Origin of the sequence: Bradyrhizobium sp. SPXBL-04 (assembly GCF_051853035.1) — a bacterium.
Lineage (GTDB): Bacteria > Pseudomonadota > Alphaproteobacteria > Rhizobiales > Xanthobacteraceae > Bradyrhizobium > Bradyrhizobium zhanjiangense.
The window spans coordinates 3,719,365-3,742,169 of the sequence record NZ_CP182472.1 but is presented as its reverse complement, the minus strand read 5'-3'; the positions used below and the strand labels follow the sequence as shown (position 1 = coordinate 3,742,169).

Genomic DNA, 22,805 nt, shown 5'->3' with positions numbered 1-22,805 from the left:
TGCCTAAAAATGTCCCAGATCCCGGGAACCAATCCGCCGCCCCCAGCGTTTGTCCCCGTCGAGGCGGGGTCCGGAATGGTAAAAAAGTCTAATCAACAGAGAGACTTGTTCGAGAGCGAACGCAGTTTCCGGCTGTTGGTCGAAGGCGTTGCGGACTACGCCCTCTATATGCTCGATCCCGCCGGGATCATCACGAGTTGGAACATCGGCGGCGAGCGCATCAAGGGCTACGCGCCCGAGGAGATCCTCGGCCAGCATTTTTCCCGTTTCTACACCGAGACCGACCGCGCCAATGGCAAGCCCGCGCGCGCTCTGGGCATCGCGCGGGAAAGGGGCCGCTACGAGGAGGAAGGCTGGCGCGTCCGTAAGGACGGCACGTTCTTCTGGGCCAGCGTCGTGATCGATCCGATCTACGAGGACGGCGAGCTGGTCGGCTTCGCCAAGATCACGCGCGACATCACCGAACGCCGCAATACGCAGATCAAGCTCGAAACGATGCAGAAGCAGCTCGCCGAAGCCCAGAAGTTCGATGCACTCGGGCAGCTCACCGGCGGGGTCGCCCACGACTTCAACAATCTCCTGATGATCATCAGCGGCAGCCTCCACATGCTCAAGAGAGGGGCCAAGGACGAGGCCAAGCTGCAGCGCGCGATCTCGGCCATCGAGACCGCCGCCAAGCGCGGCGCGGCGCTGACCAACCAGCTGCTCACCTTCGCGCGCCGGCAGAGCGTCAATCCGCAGGCGATCGACTTCGCCGAGCGTATCGCCGCGATCCGCGAGGTGCTCGATGCCGGCGTCGGCAGCTCCGTGCGCCTCGCCTTCGACATCAGCCCCGATCTCTGGCCGATCAAGACCGACGTCTCCGAACTCGAGACTGCGCTGCTCAATCTCGTCATCAATGCCCGCGATGCGCTGCCCGACGGCGGCACGGTGACGATCGGTGCGCACAACGTCGTGCTGCATGAGGACCCCTTCGCCGGCAGGTTCGTCGCGATCAACGTCACCGATACCGGGCTTGGCATTCCCGATGACGTTCTCGACAAGATCTTCGAGCCGTTCTTTACGACCAAGCCCATCGGAAAGGGCACTGGCCTTGGCCTCTCCCAGGTGCACGGCTTTGCTCATCAGGCGGGGGGAACGATCAAAGTCGCAAGCGAGCTCGGCAAGGGGACCACCTTCACCATCCTCCTGCCACGCGCAGACGACGCGCCATCACGTGAGACGGCGGGAGCATCACCGTTCCGCGGCAGCGGCACGGTGCTGCTGGTCGAGGACAATCCCGAGGTCGCATCCGTCAGCGTCGGCCTGCTGGAACAGCTCGGCTACAGCGTGCGCAGGGTCGCCGATGCCGAAGCCGCGTTGCGCGAGATCGAGACGAACGGCGTCGACTTCGTCTTCTCGGACATCGTCATGCCCGGCAAGATGGACGGGCTCAGCCTCGCCCAGCATCTGCGCCAGATCCGCCCAGGCCTGCCGATCCTGCTCGCCACCGGCTATAGCGAGGTCGCCGCAGGCGTACGCGGCGATTTCCCGATCCTGCGCAAGCCCTATGAGATCCACGAGCTGAGCGAGGCCATTGCCAAGCTGCCACGGTGAAGGCTTCGTTTGCCTCTTCCCCCGCGCGCGGGCGAGGGAGTCGATGCACCTACACCGTCGGCAAGACCGAAAACGCCTCCCCTGCCCGGCGCAGGTTTAGCTCATCCGCACCGGCGGTCTCGCTGGTGACGCTGTCGACGCGTGAGGACGGCGGGCCGTGGCGGCACAGAGCCACCATGTCGGCGACGTGCTTGGGCGCGCCCGCGAACAGCGCCTCGACGCTGCCGTCGCGGCGGTTGCGGACCCAGCCTTCGAGACCGCTGGTGGTCGCCTGGTACTCGACCCAGGCGCGGTAGCCGACGCCCTGGACGCGACCGCGGATCATGACCTGGAGGATCGCCCTGCTCATTTTTTCAGCCCAAGAAAGTTGGCGCTGCGCGCCCTCACGTCGGCCTCGCGCATGACGCCGCTGGTCAATTCCGCTGCGGGCAATCCCTTCAGCGCTTTCGGCGCCGTGCCGTCACGCAACGCTTTCTGAACCTCGTACACGGCCTGCATTGCGGCCGCGATCGGGGCATGCCCCTGGAGGGCGATGCGCACGCGTCGGCTCTCGAGATAGTCGGTCGCGTTCAATTCCTCCGGAACGCCGCCGAGCACGAGCGGCAGGTGCGTGGCGGATGCGATGGCCGCAAGCTCCGCGCGCGACTTGATGCCGGTGAAGAACAGCGCGTCCACACCGGCGGCCTCATAGGCCACGGCGCGCCGGATCGCATCTTCGATCGAAGTGATCGAGGCAGCTCCAGTGCGGCCCATGATCACGAGCGAGGGATCGCTGCGGCCGTCGAGCGCCGCCTTCATCTTGCCGACGCCTTCCTCGAGCGGGATCAGCTGCGTCTTCGCCTCGCCGAACGCCGCCGGCAGCAGCGTGTCCTCGATGGTGAGCCCGGCAGCCCCCGCTGTCTCCAGCTCCTGCACCGTTCGGCGCACGTTCAGAGCATTGCCATAGCCGTGATCGGCATCGACGAGGACGGGGAGCGCGGAGGCGCGCGACATCCGCCGCATCTGCTCGGCAAGCTCGGTGAGCGTGATCAGCGTGACATCGGGATCGCCGAGCACGGCGAGCGAGGCCACCGAACCGCCAAACATGCCGAGCGGAAAGCCGAGGTCCTCGGCAATGCGGATCGAGATGGCGTCGTAGACCGAGCCGGGACGGACGCAAGTCCCGCCCGACAGGATCGATCGCAGTTTCTCGCGGCGGGAACGAAAGGCCATGGTGCTGTCTCGGTTAAATCACGGAGGCCGCAGCATACCCCGTCATTGCGAGCGAAGCGAAGCATCCAGAAATGTATCCGCGGAAAACAGACTGGATTGCTTCGTCGCTTCAGCGCAAAATTGTTTTGCAATTTTGTCGCCCGCTCCTCGCAATGACGGTGGTTGCGGGCAGACCGCCCGCCTCACTCACACGTTTACGCAAACTCCAAAATCAGCGCATCCACCGCGAGCGTCGCACCGGCGCTGGCGTGGATCTTCTTCACGGTACCGTCCTGCTCGGCGCGCAGCACGTTCTGCATCTTCATGGCTTCGACCACCGCGAGCGTCTCGCCGGCCTTGACCTCCTGCCCTTCGTTCACGGCGATCGAGACCACGAGGCCCGGCATCGGACAGAGCAGCTTCTTGCCGGTATCGGAGGCCGTCGTCACCGGCATCAAGCGTGCCGAGGCCGCTTCCGCCTCGGTCCAGACATAGACCGGCACCTCGACGCCCTGATGCGCGAGGCGGATGCCATTGGCAATCGGACGCGTCTGCACCGCGATGAACTGGCCGTCGATGGTGCCCTGCCAGACCGGATCGCCGGGCTTCCACGGTGACTGCAACAGATGCGCATTGCCGGCCTTGCCCTCGGCATCGATGAAGCTCACCGCGATCGCCTCGCTCTCGCGTCCGACCTCGAGCAGGATCTCCTGGTGATCGAGCCAGACCGCGCGACGACGCTCGCGCTGTACGATGCGGCCGCCTAACTGGCCCGAGATCTGCCGCTTGCGCTCGCCAAGCACATGATCGATGGCGGCGCCGACCGCAGCGATCCGCCGCGCGACCTCGCCTTCGGGTACGCGCACCGCAAAGCCCTTCGGGAATTCCTCGGCGATGAAGCCGGTCGAGAGCCGGCCTTCGCGCCAGCGCGGATGATGCATCAGCGCGGACAGGAACGGGATGTTGTGACGGATGCCGTCGACATAGAACGAGTCCAGCGCGGTCGCCTGCGCTTCGATCGCGGCGGCGCGCGAGGGTGCATGCGTGACCAGCTTGGCGATCATCGGATCATAATGGATCGAGATCTCGCCGCCCTCCTGCACGCCGGTGTCGTTCCGCACGGTGATGCCATCCTTGCCGGCTTCCGCCGGCGGGCGGTATTTCACCAAGCGCCCGATCGAAGGGAGGAAGTTGCGGAACGGATCTTCGGCATAGAGGCGCGATTCCACCGCCCAGCCGGTGAGCGTGACGTCCCTCTGCGCGATGGCGAGCTTCTCGCCCGCGGCAACGCGGATCATCTGCTCGACGAGATCGATGCCGGTGACGAGCTCGGTGACGGGATGCTCGACCTGGAGACGCGTGTTCATCTCCAGGAAGTAGAAGCTCTTGTCCTGCCCTGCGACGAACTCGACGGTGCCGGCGGAATCGTAGTGCACGGCCTTGGCCAGCGCGACGGCCTGCTCGCCCATCTTGCGGCGGGTTTCCTCGTCGAGCAGCGGCGACGGCGCCTCCTCGATGACCTTCTGGTTGCGGCGCTGGATCGAGCATTCACGCTCGCCGAGATGGATCACGTTGCCGTGCTTGTCGCCCAGCACCTGAATCTCGATGTGGCGGGGATCGACGATGAACTTCTCGACGAAGACGCGGTCGTCGCCGAACGAGGCCTTGGCCTCGGCCTTGGCGAGGTTGAAGCCTTCGGCGACCTCCGCCTTGGAGTTTGCGATACGCATGCCCTTGCCGCCGCCGCCGGCGGAGGCCTTGATCATCACGGGATAACCGATCTCGTCGGCGATGCGGACCGCGTGCTTGTCGTCCTCGATGACGCCGAGATAGCCCGGCACGGTCGAGACCTTGGCCTTGGCGGCCGCCTTCTTGGATTCGATCTTGTCGCCCATCGCCGCGATCGCGCCGGGGTTCGGGCCGATGAAGACGAGGCCGGCCGCCTCCAGCGCGCGCGGAAACGCCTCGCGCTCGGACAGGAAGCCGTAGCCGGGATGCACGGCCTCGGCGCCGGTCTTGCGGCAGGCGTCCACGATCTTCTCGATCACCAGGTAACTCTCGGCCGCAGCCGGCGGGCCGATCAGCACGGCCTCGTCGGCCATCTCGACATGGAGGGCATCGCGGTCGGCCTCGGAATAGACCGCAACCGTCTGAACGCCCATCCGGCGGGCAGTCTTGATGACCCGGCAGGCGATTTCGCCGCGATTGGCGATCAGAATGCGTTTGAACATGCTTTTCTTGAGTCTCGACCTTGGGCGGGGACCCTTTCCTGGCCGTCGGGGCCTATGGGAAATGGGCCGTGTGGCTCCCGTGGTACATCAAAATGGGCCGGAGGCAACGGTCTAAATCCCTCCCCTCTGGCGTACCAGCGCAAGACCGGAACGGGCTTGCGGAACGGGGCCGGCGGGCCCTGGCACCGCCTACGGCTTCCCGGCCTTGGCTACGTCCCGCACGAGGCTGTGAACAAAGCCCAGTTTGGCGATCACGGCGGGCGACAGGATGAAGGGATAGAGGTCGCGCAGGCCCATGGCGCGGTTGACGCTGTTCATGGCGAAGGTAAAGGGCAGCCATGCGCTGACCAGCGCCTCCACATCCCGGGCCTCGTAGGGGTTGAAACGAATGCGCGTCGTCAGCTCCCCGTCGCGGTCGACCTTGGGGCGTACCTCCATGCCGAACTCGGCGGCCATCTCCAGCGTGTCGACGATGTGGAGATAGTGCGCCCAGGTCTCGGCGAAGTCCTCCCACGGATGCGTCGTCGCGTAGGCGGAGACGTAGTTCTGCCGCCAGTCCGGCGGCGCGCCTTCGGCATAATGGCGCTGCAAGGCCTGGCCGTAATCGGCCGAATCGTCGCCGAACATGGCGCGGCATTGGTCGAGCTTGCCGCCGTCCCGCACCAGCACGTCCCAGAAATAGTGTCCGACCTCGTGGCGGAAATGCCCGAGCAGCGTCCGGTAGGGCTCGCCCATCTCGAGCCTGCGCCGCTCGCGCTCGATGTCGTCGGCCTCGGTGAGCGCGATCGTGATCAGGCCGTTGTCATGACCGGTCATGACCTTCTCTCCGCTGTGCGGATCGTCGGCGAGGAAATTGAAGATCAGCCCATGCTTAGGGTTGTCCTGCCGGGTCTGGAGCGGCAGCTTCCAGCGGATCAGGGAATAAAACAGGCGGTGCTTTGCCACCTCCAGCTCGCGCCAGCCGGCGAGCTGCGCCGGATCCGACAGATCCGGCACGATGCCGTTGTGACGACAGGCGCGGCAATAGCCCGTGCGGTCGACCGTATCCGTCAGCCAGTTGCAGGAATCGTATTCGGCATTGCGGCACAGCATGCGGATTTCGCCCGCGTCGGTCAGCGTCTTCCAGGCCTCGCCGTCGGGCTCGACGGCCGACATCGTCTCCTTCTCCGGCAGGAAGGCCACGCGGTGACCGCAGCGTTCGCAGGCGCGGTTCTCGAAATAGAGGACGTTGCCGCAGGCCTGGCAGACAAAGAGCTTCAAGATTTAGCCTCTTCGCAAAGGGAGTCTTGTGGAATCAGAGTTGTCGCGCCTCGCAGATACGCGCGCAGAGGGCGCATCGTTCCAACGTCAGGAACAAATAGCCGGTGGAGGCATTCGTTCATACCCGCCGGAATCCGCGCCCTTCCCTGCATATTCCCTTCTAAGCGATGGCCATCACGCTCCGACTGTGTGAATATCGGTCCGGCACGTGCGCACCCGCATGACAACGGCCCATGCCTTGAACAAACCCTTGCCCGAGACAATCGCTGCCGAAAGGCTGCGCCAGCACCTCGAAGACGTCGCGCGCGAGCGTGACAACGCCTATCGCGCGCTTCAGGAGCGCGAGGCCGAGCTCGCGCGCATCCAGCGCATCGGCAAGGTCGGCGGCGTCGAGGTCGACTTCCGTGAGGGCTTCAAGAACCGTCGCTCGCCCGAATATCTGATGATCCATGGGTTGCCCCCGGAAGCCGCGGACGAGACGCACGAGGACTGGGTCAACCGCATCCATCCCGAGGATCGCGACGCGACCGTCAAACATTTCTTCGAGGCTCTCGCCGGAACGAGCGAAGACTACACCGCCGAATACCGCATTATCCGCCCCAATGACGGCGAGACTCGCTGGATTCGGGTCGTTGCCAAGATCGAGCGCGACAAGGACGGCCGCGCCATCCGCCTCGTCGGCGCCCACATCGACATCACCGCCCAGGCGCTCGCGCGCGAGACGCTGCGCGAGAGCGAGGAACGCTTCCGGCTGATCGCCGACAGCGCGCCGGTGCCGATCTGGGTGACCAAGCTCGACCGCAAGCGCTCCTTCGCCAACCAGGCCTATGTCGATTTCGTCGGCCTGCCCTATGATCAGGCCATCGACTTCGACTGGCGCAAGGTGTTGCATCCGGACGACCTGCCGCATGTGCTCCAGCAATCCGTCCAGGGCGAAGCGTCGCTAAAGCCGTTCGTGCTGGAAGCACGCTACAAGAATGCCAAGGGGGAATGGCGCTGGCTGCGCTCGGAATCGCAGCCGCGCTGGGACCCGACCGGCAAGCATATCGGCTTCATCGGCGTCGCCCACGACATCACCGCGGCCAAGCAGGCCGAGATCGAGCTCCGGCAGCTCAATGAGACTCTGGAAGAGCGCATCGCCCAGCGCACCGCCGAGCTCGAATCCAACGAGGCGCGGCTACGTGCGATCCTGGAGACCAGCAACCAGTATCAGGGCCTCGTCAATCTCAGGGGCGAGTTGCTTTACGCCAACAAGACTGCGCTTGACGGCATCAAGGCGAATTCCTCGGACGTCATCGGAAAGCCGTTGTGGGAGACTCCCTGGTTCAGCGCAACGGAGGGCATGAGCGCGCTGGTGCGCGACGCCTTCGATGCCGTGCTCAAGGGCGAAGCCGTGCGGCTGGAGATGCGGCTGCGCCTTCCCATCGGCGAGCGCGATTTCGACTTCGGCATGCGCCCCGTGCTCGACCGCCACGGCAACATCACCGGCGCCGTGCCCGAGGCCGTCGACATCACCGAGCGCCGGCGCGGCGAGGAAGCGCTGCGACAGTCGCAGAAGATGGAGGCGATCGGCCAGCTCACCGGCGGCGTCGCGCACGACTTCAACAATCTCCTCACCATCATCCGTTCGGCGACCGACTTCCTGCGCCGCCGTGAGTTGCCGGAGGAGCGCCGCCGCCGCTATGTCGACGCCATCTCCGAGACGGTCGAGCGGGCCTCCAAGCTGACTGCACAGCTGCTGGCGTTCGCGCGGCGGCAGCCGCTGAAGCCGCAGATCTTCAATGTCGGCAGCCAGGTCGAGGGCGTCGCGCAACTGATCCGCCCGCTGGTCGGAGGCCGCATCGAGATCGCGGTCGAGGTTGAGGATCCCGGCTGCTTCACCGTGGCCGACATCGCGCAGTTCGAAAGCGCGCTGATCAATCTCGCCGTCAACGCCCGTGACGCCATGAACGGCGAAGGCGGCCTCACCATCGCCGTCCGCAAGGTCTTTGGGATTCCGAGCCTGCGCGCACAATCGGCGCGCGGCGGCGACTATATCGCCATCTCGGTCACCGACACCGGCTGCGGCATCGCGCCGGAGCATCTCGACCTGATCTTCGAGCCCTTCTTCACCACCAAGGAGGTCGGCAAGGGCACCGGGCTCGGCCTCAGCCAGGCCTTCGGCTTCGCAAAACAGTCCGAGGGCGACATTGCGGTGACGAGCAGGCAAGGCAAAGGCGCGACCTTCACCATCTATCTGCCGCAGGCACAAAGCCCTGCGACGGACAAGGAAGCCGCGGCACTGACCCATGAGGCCGCGGCCACCGGGCGCGGCTACCGCGTGCTCGTGGTCGAGGACAACGACGAGGTCGGCCGCTTCTCCACCGAGCTGCTGGAGGATCTCGGCTATGTCGTCCGCCGCGTCGCCAGCGCCGATGCGGCCCTGACCATCCTCGGTGAAAACGAATTCGCCGTCGATCTCGTCTTCTCCGACGTCATCATGCCCGGCATGAATGGCGTCGAGCTCGCCAGCATCATCCGCGAGCGCTATCCGGGCCTGCCCGTCGTGCTCACCTCTGGCTACAGCAACGTGCTCGCCGAGAACGCGCATCGCGGTTTCGAGCTGATCCAGAAGCCCTACTCGGTGGAATCGCTGTCGCGTATCCTGCGCAAGGCGATCACGGAGAAGCTGTCGGTGGTAAGGTGAGTTTGATGGGCGCACCGCGTTGCCGCGCATTCCGTCATTGCGAGCGCAGCGAAGCAATCCAGACTGCCTCCGCGGAAAGACTCTGGATTGCTTCGCTGCGCTCGCAATGACGGCGCGGGCGCGCCGTCCTAAGCAACGGATATCGATGACATAAAACCCGCGCTCCTCTCCGCCTGGCAGACCTGGGCGATCCTCTCCGCCTGCTTTGCGGCGCTGACCGTGATCTTCGCCATGATCGGCGGCGGCGTGGTGCTGCTCGCGGTCAAGTTTTGAGGAGCCCGACGTGATCCGCGGAACCAGGCCGACATCACGATGGTTGCTGCCGGGGCCACTTTGAGCCTCGACCGAGAGACCCGATGTCGAGCGCAAACTCCGATCAGACGAGGCGCGCCGGCCGCGCGCTGGATGCGGCCAACTTCTTCCTCGCAGATGTCCGCGATGGGCTGGGGCCCTATCTCGCGGTCTATCTGCTCACCGAGCAGCGCTGGGATGAGGCGCGCATCGGCCTCGTGATGTCGATCGCGACGATCGCCGGCATCGTGGCGCAGACGCCGGCTGGTGCGCTGGTCGACGCCACGCGGGCGAAGCGGCTCGCGATGGTGATTGCCGCCATTTTGGTGACGCTTGCCTCGCTATCGCTGCCGTTGTTTCCGAACTTCGGGCCGGTCGCGATCTCGCAGGGGACCGCCCAGGCCGCCGCTGGCATCTTCCCGCCTGCAATCGCCGCCGTCTCGCTCGGCATCTTCGGTCATGCCGCCTTCGCCCGGCGGATCGGACGCAACGAGACCTTCAACCATGCCGGCAACGCTGTCGCGGCGGGTCTGGCAGGCGTCTTCGCCTACTGGTTCGGCCCGACCGTCGTGTTCTACCTGCTCGGCGCCATGGCGATTGCGAGCCTCGCCAGCATTGTCGCAATCCCCGAACGGGCCATCGACCATGATCTCGCCCGCGGTCTGCACGACAGCAACGCCAGCACGGAGCCCGAACAGCCCTCGGGCCTCAGCGTACTCCTGACCTGCCGCCCACTGCTCGTCTTCGCAATCTGTGTGATCCTGTTTCACCTGTCCAACGCGGCCATGCTGCCGCTGGTCGGGCAGAAGCTCGCGCTGCAGGACAAGAACATGGGCACCAGCCTGATGTCGGCCTGCATCGTCGCCGCGCAAGTCGTGATGGTGCCGTTCGCAATGCTGGTAGGCGCGAAGGCCGACCGCTGGGGCCACAAGCGCTTCTTCCTTGCCGCACTGTTGATCCTGCCGATCCGCGGCGTCCTCTATACGCTCTCGGACAATCCGTTCTGGCTGGTCGGCGTGCAGCTTCTGGACGGCGTCGGCGCCGGCATTTTCGGCGCAATTTTTCCCGTCATCGTCGCCGACCTCATGTGCAATACCGGCCGCTTCAACGTCGCGCAGGGCGCGGTCATCACCGCCCAGAGCATCGGCGCGGCGCTATCGACGACGCTTGCCGGCCTGGTCGTTGTCGGCGCAGGTTACAATGCAGCGTTCATCTCGCTCGGCATCGTGGCGGCGCTCGGCGCCGTGATCTGCTTCTTCGCTCTGCCGGAGACGCGGCAAAGCACAGATGGCGATCTGTGCCTGCGGGGGAAGACAGCGGCGTCCGCATCAGCTATCGCTGCCGAATAGATCTGGTTCACCTTGAGGACTGACCGTGCCGTCTGACGCCATCTGGGCCTGGAGCATCATCGTAGCCGCGACCGCAGGCGTCATCATCCGGCCCTTTCGCCTGCCGGAGGCGGTCTGGGCCCTGATCGGCGCCGTTGTACTGGTGCTGCTCGGATTCCTACCTTGGCACGATGCGCTCACCGGCATCGAGAAGGGTGTCGACGTCTATCTCTTCCTGATCGGCATGATGCTGATCGCCGAACTCGCCCGCCTCGAAGGCCTGTTCGACTATCTGGCCGCCTTTGCGGTCGAGCATGCACGCGGCTCCCCGCAGCGGCTGTTCCTGCTGATCTACCTCGTCGGCACGCTGGTGACGGTGCTGCTCTCCAACGACGCCACCGCGATCGTGCTGACACCCGCCGTTTACGCCGCCACCCGCGCGGCCGGCGCCAAGCCGCTGCCTTATCTGTTCGTCTGCGCCTTCATTGCCAATGCCGCGAGCTTCGTGCTGCCGATCTCCAATCCGGCCAACCTCGTGGTGTTCGGCAAGCACATGCCGCATCTCGGAACGTGGCTGCGTCAGTTCGCGCTGCCGTCACTTGCCTCGATCGGGCTCACCTATGTCGCCTTGCGCCTTGCGCTGCACCGCGAGTTGAAGGATGAAACGATCGAAAAGAGTGTCCCTCACCCGAAACTCGGACGCGGCGGCCGTTTGACCGCCTATGGCATCGGCGCCATCGGCATCGTGCTGATCTGGGCCTCTGCGCTCGATCTGCAATTGGGCCTGCCGACATTCGTCTGCGGGACCGCGACGGCGGCCGCCGTGCTGCTGATCAACCGTCAATCGCCTATGCCTGTGCTGCGCGGCGTGTCCTGGAGCGTGCTGCCGCTGGTCGGCGGGCTCTTTGTCATGGTGGAGGCGCTGGTGAAGACCGGTGTGATCGCGCAGCTCAGCGGGCTGCTGCACCAAGCGGTGGCACAATCCGTCCCGCAGGCCGCCTGGAGCGTCGGCATTGCCACCGCGCTCGCCGACAACATCGCCAACAACCTTCCGGTCGGCCTCGTCGCCGGCTCGGTCGCCGCCAGCGATCATCTGCCCGTGCCTGTTGTCAGCGCCATCCTGATCGGCGTCGACCTCGGCCCCAATCTGTCGGTGACCGGCTCGCTCGCCACCATCCTCTGGCTGGTCGCGCTCCGGCGCGAGAAGATCGAGGTCGGCGCCTGGCTGTTCCTCAAGCTCGGCCTGCTGGTGACGCCACCCGCACTGATCGCGGCGTTGGCGGCGGCAATCCGGTAAGGGATGCCGAACCCAGCTTTCGAAATCGAGTGCAAGCTATTTGCGGTGCATCAATGCCGGCGGCGACGCCGTGGCTAGAATTCCATTGTCGCGCAGATCAGATGGATATGGCGCGGCAAGGAAGGTTCATCATGATGCAGATTCGATCGAAAGCATTGCCGCAGAGCTCCTCCCTGCGTCGCCCGATTCGCGGCGACGAGAGCCGGGCCGAGACGGCCCATCCGCTGCTGGTCTTCTCCGCAGTGGTGTTGTTTACCCTGTTCGCCATCGTGGAAATCGACCTCCACTCCGCCCAGCTTCAGGCGATCGGCCTGCTCGGCCATGGAGTCGGGATCGACCCGGTCTTCTTGAGCCCGTAGCCGCCGGCGCGCGACATCCCGAAATAGGCCCCGATCGCGGCGACGACGCCGCGACCGGGTCACGCTTCGTCAGTCGTTCTCGTAGCCGTAGACCTCCGGCAGGATGACGGTTGCAGCGAGCAATCCGATCACCGGGAAGATCGCCACGAACAGGGTGGCGTTGGCTTGTCCGATCGCCGCGAACAGCGTCGGGAACAGGAAGATCGCCAGGAAGGACGGCAGCTTCACGAACATGTAGGCGAAGCCGCTGGCGGTGCCGCGGTATCGCGGCCGCGCGACCATCGTCGGGATGGTCATGCAGTTCGACGCGTCCCAATAGTGGCCCCAGAGCATGCCGGCCGCGGCGAACGGCAGCAGCATCTTGTTGTCCGTGTAGAGCGCAAACGCAGCGACCAGCAGTGACGCCAGCACAATGGAGAAGCCCGCGATCGCGATGCCGCGATGGCCGATCTTCGGCGTCAGCAGCGGCCCGACCCACCCCGACAGGGCTGCGAAGGCAAACAGCGCCATCGTCACCAGATTGTTGCCGAGGATCGACGACACGCCGACCATTGCAAACAGCACCGGCAGGTAGAACGCAAAGGTCGAGAACTCGCTCGCCTGCGCGAAACAGGCGATCCAGCCATACAGCGTGGCACGCCAGCGGATCGGATCCTTCTTGAGATCGGCGAGGAACGCGCGGGTCGATACCTTCGGCATCTCGACGTCCCGGTCCGGCAGCATGTCGAGATTGTCGTTGAACATCTCGCGCGCGACCTGCTTGGCCTCGCGGTAGCGTCCCTTCTGCACCAGCCACACCGCCGTCTCCGGCACGTCGTGGCGCATGATCAGGATGATCAGCGCCGGCACCGCGCCGAGGCCGAGCGTCACGCGCCACAGCATCTCGTGGTTCATGTCGGTCAGCAGGAAGATCACGATGACGCCGATGGTCATGACTTCGCCGACCGCGAACATGAACTGCCAGCGGTTGCCCATGACCTCGCGCTCGCCCTTGGCCATGGATTCCATGATGTAGGTGTAGCCGGTCGAGATGTCCGACCCGAGCGGAATGCCGAGCAGGAAGCGGATCACGACGAGCCAGGTAACGTTGGGCACGAAGGCCTGCGCCAGCGCCAGCACAATGAACATCACCATCGTCACCAGGAACATGACGCGGCGGCCGATCTTGTCGGACAGCCAGCCGCCGAGCAGCGCGCCGATCAGGGCGCCTCCTTGCGTGCCGGCCGCGGCAAGGCCCAGTATCAGCGGATCGGGGTTGTACTGCTCCTTGATGAAGATCAGCACGAAGGCGATCGAATAGAGATCCCAGGCTTCGACCAGGATCGAGGCCATCATCAGCCAGCCGACCTTGTTGCCCTTGGGACTGTAGTTCGTGATGAGGTAGCGGACCGCGGCTTCGCTCGCGATCGGTTGTGGCATCGCCATCGTTGACATGCTTGGTCCTCTCTTCAAAACTCTCTAGGTGCCGAGCAGCGGCTCGATGCTGCAATCGAGCAGGCGCGGGTCGATGCCCGCCTCCATGCCGGTGAATATCGCGTCCATGTAATCGATCAGCGCATCGCTTGCCTTCACAGCATCCTCGACGCGGCGATTGGCGACCGCAGCGAGGATGGCGAGATGGCAATCGATCGTGCCCGACAGCTCGGTCTGTCCCGGCATGAAACGATGGTGGATGAAGCCGATGCGGCGATACAGGGTGTGCAGCGGCCGTAGCGTGTGGGCGAGGAAAGGCTCGCCGGCGGCTTCCAGCACCAGCGCGTCGATGCGACGGTCGATGCTGTTGAATTCGTCGAGGGTCAGGCTGGCGCGGCGCTCGCGCAGCAGGCGTTCGATGTGCAGTGCCTGATTGCGATGCGACAGGCTGGCGCGATCGGCCGCAAGGCGGATCACGAAGCGCTCCATGTCGCGGCGCAAGCCAAGCAGCATGCGCTCACGCGCCAGATCAATCGGCGCGATATGCAGGCCGTGCCGCGGACGAATGATGATGAGCGTGTCGGCCGAGAGACGATTGACGGCATGATGCACCGGCGTGCGGCCGAACCCGGTGATCTGCTGCAATTCCAGCATGGTCATGAACTGGCCGGGTTTGAGCTCGCAATGAACGAGGAGTTCTTCGATCCTCTGATAGGCCAGCTCGAAGAAGTTGAGGCGATTGCGCCGGGAGGGCCTGCCCTCGCCGTCATCGTCGTTTCTCACCACCTCGAGCGCGCGCTTGCGCCGTGCCATGTCGTCCTCCCGTCAGCCTGCGCTCTCGATGCAAGGCGGATGTCTTATTTGTGATATCCTTAAAACATGTTGTGATATATTACAAGCGGCGTAAGACTGGGCCCTGCCCGTCGGATGGCGGCGCAGAAATGAAAAGCAAAATGGGCGCTATGGGCCCGACGGGAGGATTGTTGCCGTGAAGATCACGTCGATCGAGACCCTGCGCACCGAGGAGTTCTCCAACGTCATCTGGGTACGCATCCACACCGATACGGGCATGATCGGGCTCGGCGAGACCTTCTATGGCGCGGGCGCGGTCGAGGCACAGATCCACGACACCTTTGCCGGCCGCCTGCTCGGCCGCAATCCCCTGCACATCGAAGCCATCCACCGCGACATGCTGAACCTGCCGATGGCGCAGTCATCCACCGGCGTCGAATATCGCGCGGCCTCCGCGATCGACATCGCGCTGTGGGATCTGTTCGGCAAGGTCTGCGGCCAGCCGGTGCACCAGATGCTCGGCGGCCTCTGCCGTGACAAGCAGCGCATCTACAACACCTGCGCCGGCACGCAATATGTCCGCTCGACCAATATCAGCCCGGTCGCCAACTGGAATCTCGGCGCCTCCAAGGGGCCTTACGAGGATCTCGACGGCTTCATGCATCGCGCCGATGCGCTCGCCGAGAGCCTCCTGGAGAGCGGCATCTCCGCGATGAAGATCTGGCCGTTCGATCCGGCGGCCCAGGAAAACAAGGGTCTCTACATCACCGCCGCCCAGATGAAGCAGGCGATCGAACCGTTCGAGAAGATCCGTAAAGCGGTCGGCGACAAGATGGAGATCATGGTCGAGCTCCACTCGCTGTGGAATCTGCCGACCGCCAAGCAGATCGCGCGCGCGCTCGAGCCGTACAAGCCGACCTGGTACGAAGATCCGATCCGCATGAACTCGCCGCAGGCGCTCGCCGAATATGCGCGCTCGACCGATGTCTGGGTCTGCGCCAGCGAAACGCTGGGCTCACGCTTTCCCTACAAGGATATGCTCGACCGCGACGCCATGCACGTGGTGATGGCGGATTTGTGCTGGACCGGCGGCCTTACCGAGGGCCGCAAGATCGCCGCGATGGCCGAGACCTACCACCGGCCCTTTGCACCGCATGACTGCATCGGACCGATCGGCTTCATCGCCGCCATCCACATGTCGTTCAGCCAGCCCAACACGCTGATCCAGGAATCGGTGCGCGCCTTCTACAAGGGCTGGTACAATGAGCTCGTCACCACCATGCCCACGATCAAGGACGGTTTTGTCTATCCGATGGAAGGCCCCGGCCTCGGCGTCGATCTTCTGCCCGCCGTATTCGACCGCTCCGATCTGATCGTACGCCGCTCCAACGTCTAAGGATTCCTAAGATGAGCACCGCCCTCTTCGACCTTTCCGGCCGTACCGCGCTGGTGACCGGCTCCTCCCGCGGCCTCGGCCGCGCCATTGCCGAAGGCATGGCCAAGGCCGGCGCCAAAATCATCGTCAACGGCGTCGATCCCAAGCGCGTCGAGCAGGCCGTCGCCGAGTTTCGCGCCGCCGGACACCAGGCTGAAGGCGCCGCATTCAACGTCACCGACGAGCCCGCGATCGTCGCTGCCTTCAACGATTTCGACAAAAAGGGTCTCGCCGTCGACATCGTCGTCAACAACGCCGGCATTCAGCACCGCAAGCCGCTGGTCGAATTCACCACCGATGAATGGCGCAAGGTGATCGAGACCAACCTCACCAGCGCCTTCGTGATCGGCCGCGAGGCGGCCAAGCGCATGATCCCGCGCAGGCACGGCAAGATCATCAATATCGGCTCGCTCGGCAGCGAGCTCGCGCGCCCGACCATCGCGCCCTACACCGCCGCCAAGGGCGGCATCAAGAATCTGACCCGCTCGATGGCAGTGGAATGGGCCCAGCACGGCATTCAGGCCAACGCGATCGGCCCCGGCTACATGTTGACCGACATGAACGAGGCGCTGGTCAACAACACCGATTTCAACAATTGGCTGATGGGCCGCATCCCGTCGAAACGCTGGGGCAAGCCGGATGAGCTGGTCGGCGCGGCGATCTTCCTGGCCTCCGACGCTTCGACTTACGTCAATGGCCAGATCATCTATGTCGATGGCGGCATGATCGCCGCGATGTGATCCGCGAACCGCCGAAGGAACAAGCCCATGCGCGCCGTCGTCATCCACGCCCCGAAAGACCTGCGGATCGATAGCTATCCCGATGCGGAGCCCGGCCCGGGCGAGGTCCGCGTCAAGATCGCCAATGGCGGCATCTGCGGCTCCGATCTGCACTACTACCATCACGGCGGCTTCGGCGTGGTCCGCATCCAGCAGCCGATGGCGCTGGGGCATGAGATCGCCGGCGTGGTCGCTTCCGTCGGTGACAGCGTCACCGGCGTCAAGCCGGGAACGCGCGTCGCGGTCAATCCGAGCAAGCCGTGCGGCCAGTGCCTGCATTGCCAGGAAGGCATGCGCAACCAGTGCCTCGACATGCGCTTCCTCGGCAGCGCGATGCGCTTTCCCCATGTGCAAGGCGGCTTTCGCGAATTCATCACGGTCGATGCGATGCAGGCCGTGCCGATCGCCGACAAGCTCTCGCTGGCGGAAGCCGCGGTGGCCGAACCACTGGCGGTGTGCCTGCATGCCGGCAAGCAGGCCGGCCCCCTGCTCGGCAAGCGCGTGCTGATCACCGGCTGCGGCCCGATCGGCGCGCTGATGATCCTGGTCGCGCGCTTCGGCGGTGCCGCCGAGATCGTGGTGACCGATGTCGCGGACGCACCGCTCGCGGTTGCGAAGAAGCTCGGCGCCACCCACGCCATCAATGTCGCGACCAACGCCACTGCGCTCGATCCCTGGCGCGCCGGCAAGGGCGTGTTCGACACCCTGTTCGAAGCCTCGGGCAACCAGGCTGCACTCCGCACCGCGCTCGACGTGCTGCGGCCAGGCGCAACGCTGGTTCAGCTCGGCCTCGGCGGTGAGATGACGTTGCCGATCAACAGCATCGTGGCGAAGGAATTGCAGCTCCGCGGCACCTTCCGCTTCGATCCCGAGTTCGAGCTCGCGGTGCGGCTGATGGGCGAAGGCCTGATCGACGTGAAGCCGCTGATCACGGCCACCATGCCGTTCGAGAACGCGGTCGCCGCCTTTGAGCTCGCCAGCGACCGCGCGCAGTCGATGAAGGTGCAGCTGACGTTCTGAGCGCGACATGGCTTGCTTCACCTCTCCCGTAGGGAGAGGTGAAGACCTGCGCTATCGGCTCTCGATCAGCCGGTCGCTGACCAGGCGGACCGCACCCCGTTTCCACGAATAGTCCGCGCCCATGCGCAGGCCGCTATCGGCGCGCGTCAGCACCGCACCGGTCCTGGCATCGCGGAGCTGGAAGCCGAGCGTGTATTCGGTGCGGCTGACCCGCCGCACCACGCCGATCAGCGACTGGTCCGCACCCAACTTTTGCGCGATCCCGGCCTCGCAGCCGCCACAGTCGCGCAAGGCCTGCACCTTCGCCGCCTCGCCGCTGACATCGACGATGCGGTAGCGGCCGGACTGGCCGAGCGCCTCGCGCACGCTGGCGGTGACTTCGGCCAGATATGATGCATCCGACGTGGCCGACGCTCCCACTGACGCGGCTGTGGTATCCTCGAGCTCGAAATCGAACACCGCAAGCGCGACCGGTGCAGGCATCGCGAGCGCGGCCATCACCTCGCGGGAGACAAATATCTCGGCCCGCTCCCATGATTCGTCATTGTCGCCGCGGAAGGTGTATAGCTTGTCCATCACCAGCCTTTTGCTGCCGACGTCGATCACGGCGACCTTGGCCCATTGCACCAGCGTGCTGGTCTTCTGGATGCCGCCGATGATCTTGAAGGCCGCCCCGTCCTGTCCCGATGGCGTGAGCCGGTAACGACCGTCGGCACCGACATCCCGCCTGAGCGCGGCCATGAATGCCGACAGCCGCCGCTCGTGAGCGGCGGTCTGGTTGGCCGGCTCGGCCGACGTGTCGGTATAGCTGAAATCGTCCACGGCAACGCCGATGGCCTCGGCGCCGGCCGGCGCATGAGAGAGGACGAACAGGAGAATGGCAGCGGGAATCAGCCGGGAGCGGTGCATGAACGCCTCGTGGGATGGAGCGGCGCCGCAAATCTGGACGAGTGGCCGGAGACCACGCAGCCATAACTGTCCCGACGAGCGCCGGGAAAATTTCACGACGTTGCACTGCGGTACGGCGGGAACGCTTCCCGCCGCTTGCGTTCTGCCGTTTAATGCGGGAGCGACAAACCCGTTCGCACCAGGTACCCGCCGATGTGGAATCGCCCGAGGTTCGATCTCAAGGTCCGTCTGACGTTGCGCGTGGCCGCCGTATCGGCCGCCTGCTTCGCCGCGATCTCCGCCTATTTCCTTGTTACCGCCGACAGCGCCGCGCACGCGCGCATCGACGGTATCGCTGCCATCGTGGCGAAGACATTGGAGCTGCAACAGGGCAAGATCCAGTGGGTGGCCAGCCCGCGCTCCGACTTTCCGAACCTTGACCCGGTTTCGGCCCATGTGATGACGCCCGGCCTGTGTCTTGGATTCCGGAGCGCGAGCGGCGACATGCTCCAGCGTTTCTGTAGTGGCGCGCCTGCCCCGGCGAGCCCGCCGCCGCAAGCCTTCGCCGCCTTCTATCGCAGCCTGTTCGACCCCGGCCGCGAGGCGGCGCGGCCCGTGATCGTGCGCGGAACGAAGCTCGGCGAGACCGTTGTCTCGGTCGATCCGGCGGTGCAGACGGCGGAGGCCTGGCACGAGGCTGGCCGCCTGATGATCGCGCTTGCGATTGCGCTGCCGCTGCTCTGCGCGCTGGTCTATGCCGCACTCGCCCGTGCCCTGCGCCCCACCGGCATGATCGGCAACGGCCTCGAGCGGATCGCCGCTGGTGACCTCACCACACGGCTGCCGCCCTTCGACCTCGCCGAGCTTTCCGCCATCCGCGATGTCTTCAACCACCTTGCCGAAAGCCTCGACACCGCGCTTGCCGAGCGCAGCGAGCTGACGCGGAAGCTGATCGCGCTCCAGGACGAGGAGCGGCGCCATCTCGCGCGCGAGCTGCATGACGAGTTCGGCCAGTCGCTCGCCGCAATCCGCGCGCTTGCCGCGTCCGCCCGCCAGACTGCGGCGCAGGAATGCCCCGGATTGCTGGGAGAGTGCGACAGCATTGCCCGCACCGCGACCGGCATGATGGAGACGCTGCGTGGCGCGCTGTTCCGGTTGCGGCCACCCGATGTCGACGAGCTCGGCCTCGTCGCGAGCCTCGAAGGCCTGGTCTCGGGTTGGAACGGCCGCAGCCGCGGCCAGACCCGCTTCGAAATCCGGTTCGAGGGCGCCTTCGAGAGCGTGCCCGCCTCCGTCAGCGCCAATCTCTATCGCATCGTGCAGGAGGCGCTCACCAACGCGGCCAAGCACGCCGACGCAACGAAGGTCAGCCTGCGTCTGACGATGGCCGAAAGTGAGATCGCGCTCGCGATCGAGGACGACGGCCGGCCGAACGAGGCGGCCGTCAAATCGGGCATGGGCCTGCTCGGCATGCGCGAGCGCGTCGCCGCGCTTCGCGGCCGGCTGAGTTTCGAAACCGGTCCCCATGGCTCGGCATTGCGCGTGGTCATTCCGCTCGCGGCCGCCGATGGGCAGGCGCTGGAGCACGCGGCATGAGCGGGACTGATGCGACCATCTTGCTGGTCGACGATCATTCCGTCGTCCGCGAGGGCTATCGCTCCGTGCTCCAGAAGCAGCCGGGCTTGCGCGTCGTCGCCGAGGCGGCCGACGGTGCGGAAGCCTACCGCCTGTACAAATCCGAGGCGCCCGACCTCGTCATCATGGACCTCAGCATGCCCGGCATCGGCGGCATCGAGGCCGTCAGGCGGATCAGGCAATGGGACAAGAGCGCACGGATCCTGGTTTTCACCATGCATGAGAATGCCGGCTTTGCCGTGCAGGCGATCCGCGCCGGTGCGAGGGGTTACGTCACCAAGACCAATCCGCCCGAGACGCTGGTGCGCGCGGTGAAGGACGTGCTCGCCGGCAAGATCGCCATCAGCCCCGACATCGACCACGAACTTGCACTCAGCCGTATCAGCGGCGAGAGTTCGGCCGCCGACGTGCTCACACCGCGCGAATTCGAGGTGCTGCGGCTGCTGCTCGCCGAGAACACGACGGAGGAAATCGCCGAGACCCTGCATGTCAGCCCGAAGACGGTGGCAAACCTGCACTCGCTGATCAAGGACAAGCTCGGCGTCGGCTCCGACATCGAGCTGGTGCGGCTGGCGCTACGCCAGGGACTCTTGACGGAGGTCGATCTCGGCGAGGCCTGACGCTGCGTGGCCGCGGATCATTCGCGTGCGATCAGCGAATCCAGCCACGCGCAGTTGAGCGGCGGCACGCGCGGGTCGGCGACGCGCACGCCACGCGCCGCCGCATCGAGTCGCATGGCGCGCAGCCGCTTGCGCTGCTCTTCGGGCATATGGAGCCGCTCGTGACCCCACAGCGACGGGCCGTCAAAGGTCTCGTGCGGCTGCCAGGTCTCGGGATCGATCACGCGCCCGCCCCAGCCATATTCGATGAAGAAGCCGGACGGGGTGTTCACATAAAACGAGGTCATGTGATCGTTGGTGTGCCGCCCCAGCGTATAGGCAACGCGGCCGTCGTCCATCTGCGCGAGATCATAGCCCTGCCCGACATCGTCGAGACTGCCGAGCTCGACCATGAAATGGTGCAGCGCCTTGCGCCCGGAGCCGACCATCGCAAAGGAGTGGTGGCGGCCGTTGACGTGGAAGAAATAGAGCCCGTAGGGTTTGAGGCCAAAGTCCGAGACATGGAAGCCGAGGACGTCGCGATAGAACGGCAACAGCGGCTCGACGTCCTCGACATTGAGCACGACGTGTCCCATGCCGAGCGCGCCGGTGCGGAAACCCGAGATCGGTCGGCCGGGCCTGAACGGTTCGGTTGCAAGCTCCGGCTTGCAGAACGCCTCCAACCGGTTGCCGGCTGGATCGGCGAACGTGATCAGCTCGGTGACATGCCGCTCGTCAGCCAGTGCGCGTGACCCGCGGACGACCTTGACGCCCTGCCCTTCAAGCCTGCCAGCGAGCTGGTCCAGTTCGGCGGCCGAGTGAACTTCCCAGCCCATCACCGCAAGTCCGGCATCGCTGCTGCCATCGACGATCAGGCGCTGCTTGCGGTCGTCCATGCGGAAGGCGCACATCTTGCCGCCGCGGTCGACCTGCTGCATGCCGAGCAGCCTGGTCGCCATCCGGTTCCACGAGTCGAGCTGGGACGAATTGATCCCGATATAGCCGAGCGCGGTGATTTCCATCGACGTCCTCCCGAAGGCATCGCATGTGCCGCAGTGCGGCGAACTTGATACCGGCCGCGTGCGATCCTACGGTGAAGTCCCGCAATCGCTTCGCGTTCGCAACGACGATAATCGCGCGACCGTGCGCCACAAGGGAGGAAATACGAAGTGTCCAAGGAGCGGACGCGGAACGGCCAGCCCCGTCAATCGGAAGGCGTTCGTGCCTTCAAGCGCGGGCTGGACGTGCTGCAGAAGGTCAACCGCTCCGGCGGCATCCGCGCCGGCGACGTTGCGCGCGCGCTCGACCTGCCCCGCCCCACCGTCTATCGCCTGCTCGAAACGCTGGAGGAACTCGGCTATGTCGCGCGCAGCGCCAGCGACGACCGTTTTCGTGTGACCCGGCGGGCACTGAGCCTCGGTGACGGCTATGATCCCGGCGTGGTGATCTGCCAGGCGGCAGCGCCTTATCTCGCCGAACTCAGCAAGACGCTGGTCTGGCCGGTCGATCTCTCCACCTACGAGAACGCCGCGATGGTGGTGCAGGAAACGACCCATTCGCGCAGTCCCCTCTCGATCGACCGCGGCATGATCGGCAAGCGCCTGCCGATGCTGCGCACCTCAGCCGGCCGCGCCTATCTCGCCGCCTGCCCCGCGCGCGAGCGCGATCTGATCGTGGCCCATCTGCGCCGCATCGACGACGCCGACGACCGCCCCTTCCTCGACCAAGGCCGGCTCGACCGCATGATCGCCGAGACCGCCGCGCGGGGTTACGCGATCCGCAGCGAGGGTGAATACAATCCCAGGACGGCTTCGATTGCCGTCCCCATCGTGCGGAACGGCGCCGTATTTGGCTGCATCTCAATCATTTGGATTCGCTCCGCGCTGGGCATCGAGGAAGGGGTGGCGCAGTTCGCGGGCCAGCTTCAGCAGACCGCGTCAGCCATTCCTGTCGAGGTCTAGTCGCCGTCCGCTGGGCGGACACTTGGCGCGGCGGCGTTGAAGGG

Annotated in this window: 19 protein-coding genes; 11 read left to right on the top strand and 8 right to left on the bottom strand. The window is 65.4% G+C overall.

What is annotated here, in order from left to right:
* Nucleotides 1–75: 75 nt before the first annotated feature.
* Nucleotides 76–1,596: an ATP-binding protein gene (locus ACNJX8_RS17640; RefSeq protein ID WP_439361472.1), complete on the top strand. Its 1,521-nt coding sequence runs from the start codon at nt 76–78 to the stop codon at nt 1,594–1,596.
* A gap of 49 nt (nt 1,597–1,645) precedes the next feature.
* Here ACNJX8_RS17640 and ACNJX8_RS17635 read toward each other — a convergent pair whose 3' ends face one another.
* The 4 genes from ACNJX8_RS17635 to ACNJX8_RS17620 all read right to left on the bottom strand — a co-directional run bounded on the left by ACNJX8_RS17635 (nt 1,646) and on the right by ACNJX8_RS17620 (nt 6,278).
* A complete protein-coding gene (locus ACNJX8_RS17635) occupies nt 1,646–1,945 on the bottom strand; it encodes an acylphosphatase (RefSeq protein WP_091889695.1) in 300 nt (99 codons plus the stop codon).
* On the bottom strand, nt 1,942–2,808 hold the full coding sequence (locus ACNJX8_RS17630; protein WP_439361471.1) for an isocitrate lyase/PEP mutase family protein: 867 nt from the start codon (nt 2,806–2,808) through the stop codon (nt 1,942–1,944). Before ACNJX8_RS17630 ends, ACNJX8_RS17635 begins: the two co-directional genes overlap by 4 nt.
* Nucleotides 2,809–3,002: 194 nt before the next feature.
* Nucleotides 3,003–5,018, bottom strand: coding sequence for an acetyl-CoA carboxylase biotin carboxylase subunit (locus ACNJX8_RS17625; RefSeq protein WP_439361470.1), 2,016 nt, complete (start codon nt 5,016–5,018; stop codon nt 3,003–3,005).
* Nucleotides 5,019–5,207: 189 nt separating this feature from the next.
* The gene (locus tag ACNJX8_RS17620) at nt 5,208–6,278 is read right to left on the bottom strand and encodes a zinc-binding metallopeptidase family protein (protein WP_439361469.1); all 1,071 of its coding nucleotides are present in this window, start codon (nt 6,276–6,278) and stop codon (nt 5,208–5,210) included.
* Nucleotides 6,279–6,486: 208 nt separating this feature from the next.
* On the opposite strand from ACNJX8_RS17620, the gene ACNJX8_RS17615 reads away from it, so the two are divergent.
* From ACNJX8_RS17615 to ACNJX8_RS17600, 4 genes are all read left to right on the top strand, one after another.
* A complete protein-coding gene (locus ACNJX8_RS17615) occupies nt 6,487–8,964 on the top strand; it encodes a PAS domain S-box protein (protein WP_439361468.1) in 2,478 nt (825 codons plus the stop codon).
* A 356-nt stretch (nt 8,965–9,320) separates the two neighbouring features.
* On the top strand, nt 9,321–10,604 hold the full coding sequence (locus ACNJX8_RS17610; RefSeq protein WP_439361467.1) for an MFS transporter: 1,284 nt from the start codon (nt 9,321–9,323) through the stop codon (nt 10,602–10,604).
* Nucleotides 10,605–10,629: 25 nt separating this feature from the next.
* Complete coding sequence (locus tag ACNJX8_RS17605) at nt 10,630–11,880, top strand: arsenic transporter (protein WP_439361466.1); 1,251 nt, start codon at nt 10,630–10,632, stop codon at nt 11,878–11,880.
* A gap of 131 nt (nt 11,881–12,011) precedes the next feature.
* Entirely contained in the window at nt 12,012–12,239 is a 228-nt protein-coding gene (locus ACNJX8_RS17600; protein WP_439361465.1) for a hypothetical protein, read from the top strand.
* Nucleotides 12,240–12,308: 69 nt separating this feature from the next.
* Here ACNJX8_RS17600 and ACNJX8_RS17595 read toward each other — a convergent pair whose 3' ends face one another.
* Together ACNJX8_RS17595 and ACNJX8_RS17590 are read right to left on the bottom strand one after the other, a co-directional pair.
* On the bottom strand, nt 12,309–13,673 hold the full coding sequence (locus tag ACNJX8_RS17595; protein ID WP_439361464.1) for an MFS transporter: 1,365 nt from the start codon (nt 13,671–13,673) through the stop codon (nt 12,309–12,311).
* Between the two features lie 24 nt (nt 13,674–13,697).
* Nucleotides 13,698–14,465, bottom strand: a complete 768-nt coding sequence (locus ACNJX8_RS17590) for a GntR family transcriptional regulator (RefSeq protein ID WP_128933217.1) — start codon at nt 14,463–14,465, stop codon at nt 13,698–13,700.
* 175 nt (nt 14,466–14,640) lie between these two features.
* Here ACNJX8_RS17590 and ACNJX8_RS17585 point away from each other — a divergent pair, with 175 nt between their 5' ends.
* Genes ACNJX8_RS17585 through ACNJX8_RS17575 form a run of 3 tightly spaced genes read left to right on the top strand, consistent with a single transcriptional unit; the run spans nt 14,641 to nt 17,678 of the window.
* Entirely contained in the window at nt 14,641–15,840 is a 1,200-nt protein-coding gene (locus ACNJX8_RS17585) for a mandelate racemase/muconate lactonizing enzyme family protein (RefSeq protein WP_128933216.1), read from the top strand.
* Between the two features lie 11 nt (nt 15,841–15,851).
* Complete coding sequence (locus ACNJX8_RS17580) at nt 15,852–16,619, top strand: SDR family oxidoreductase (RefSeq protein WP_439361463.1); 768 nt, start codon at nt 15,852–15,854, stop codon at nt 16,617–16,619.
* 27 nt (nt 16,620–16,646) lie between these two features.
* Nucleotides 16,647–17,678 carry an L-idonate 5-dehydrogenase gene (locus ACNJX8_RS17575; RefSeq protein WP_439361462.1) on the top strand — a complete coding sequence of 344 codons (1,032 nt, stop codon included), beginning with the start codon at nt 16,647–16,649 and terminating at the stop codon, nt 17,676–17,678.
* A gap of 51 nt (nt 17,679–17,729) precedes the next feature.
* Here ACNJX8_RS17575 and ACNJX8_RS17570 read toward each other — a convergent pair whose 3' ends face one another.
* Nucleotides 17,730–18,587 (bottom strand): DUF2380 domain-containing protein, encoded by an 858-nt coding sequence (locus tag ACNJX8_RS17570; protein WP_439361461.1) that lies wholly within the window; start codon nt 18,585–18,587, stop codon nt 17,730–17,732.
* Between the two features lie 192 nt (nt 18,588–18,779).
* Between ACNJX8_RS17570 and ACNJX8_RS17565 the strand changes: the two genes are divergently transcribed.
* On the top strand, nt 18,780–20,162 hold the full coding sequence (locus ACNJX8_RS17565; protein WP_439361460.1) for a histidine kinase: 1,383 nt from the start codon (nt 18,780–18,782) through the stop codon (nt 20,160–20,162).
* The gene (locus ACNJX8_RS17560) at nt 20,159–20,821 is read left to right on the top strand and encodes a response regulator (RefSeq protein ID WP_439361459.1); all 663 of its coding nucleotides are present in this window, start codon (nt 20,159–20,161) and stop codon (nt 20,819–20,821) included. The genes ACNJX8_RS17565 and ACNJX8_RS17560 overlap by 4 nt, the downstream gene beginning before the upstream one ends.
* Before the next feature lie 17 nt (nt 20,822–20,838).
* Here the strand turns inward: ACNJX8_RS17560 and ACNJX8_RS17555 are convergent, their stop codons facing one another.
* Nucleotides 20,839–21,822 (bottom strand): VOC family protein, encoded by a 984-nt coding sequence (locus tag ACNJX8_RS17555; protein ID WP_439361458.1) that lies wholly within the window; start codon nt 21,820–21,822, stop codon nt 20,839–20,841.
* Between the two features lie 147 nt (nt 21,823–21,969).
* Here ACNJX8_RS17555 and ACNJX8_RS17550 point away from each other — a divergent pair, with 147 nt between their 5' ends.
* Complete coding sequence (locus ACNJX8_RS17550; protein ID WP_439361457.1) at nt 21,970–22,761, top strand: DNA-binding transcriptional regulator; 792 nt, start codon at nt 21,970–21,972, stop codon at nt 22,759–22,761.
* The last annotated feature ends 44 nt before the right edge of the window (nt 22,762–22,805 follow it).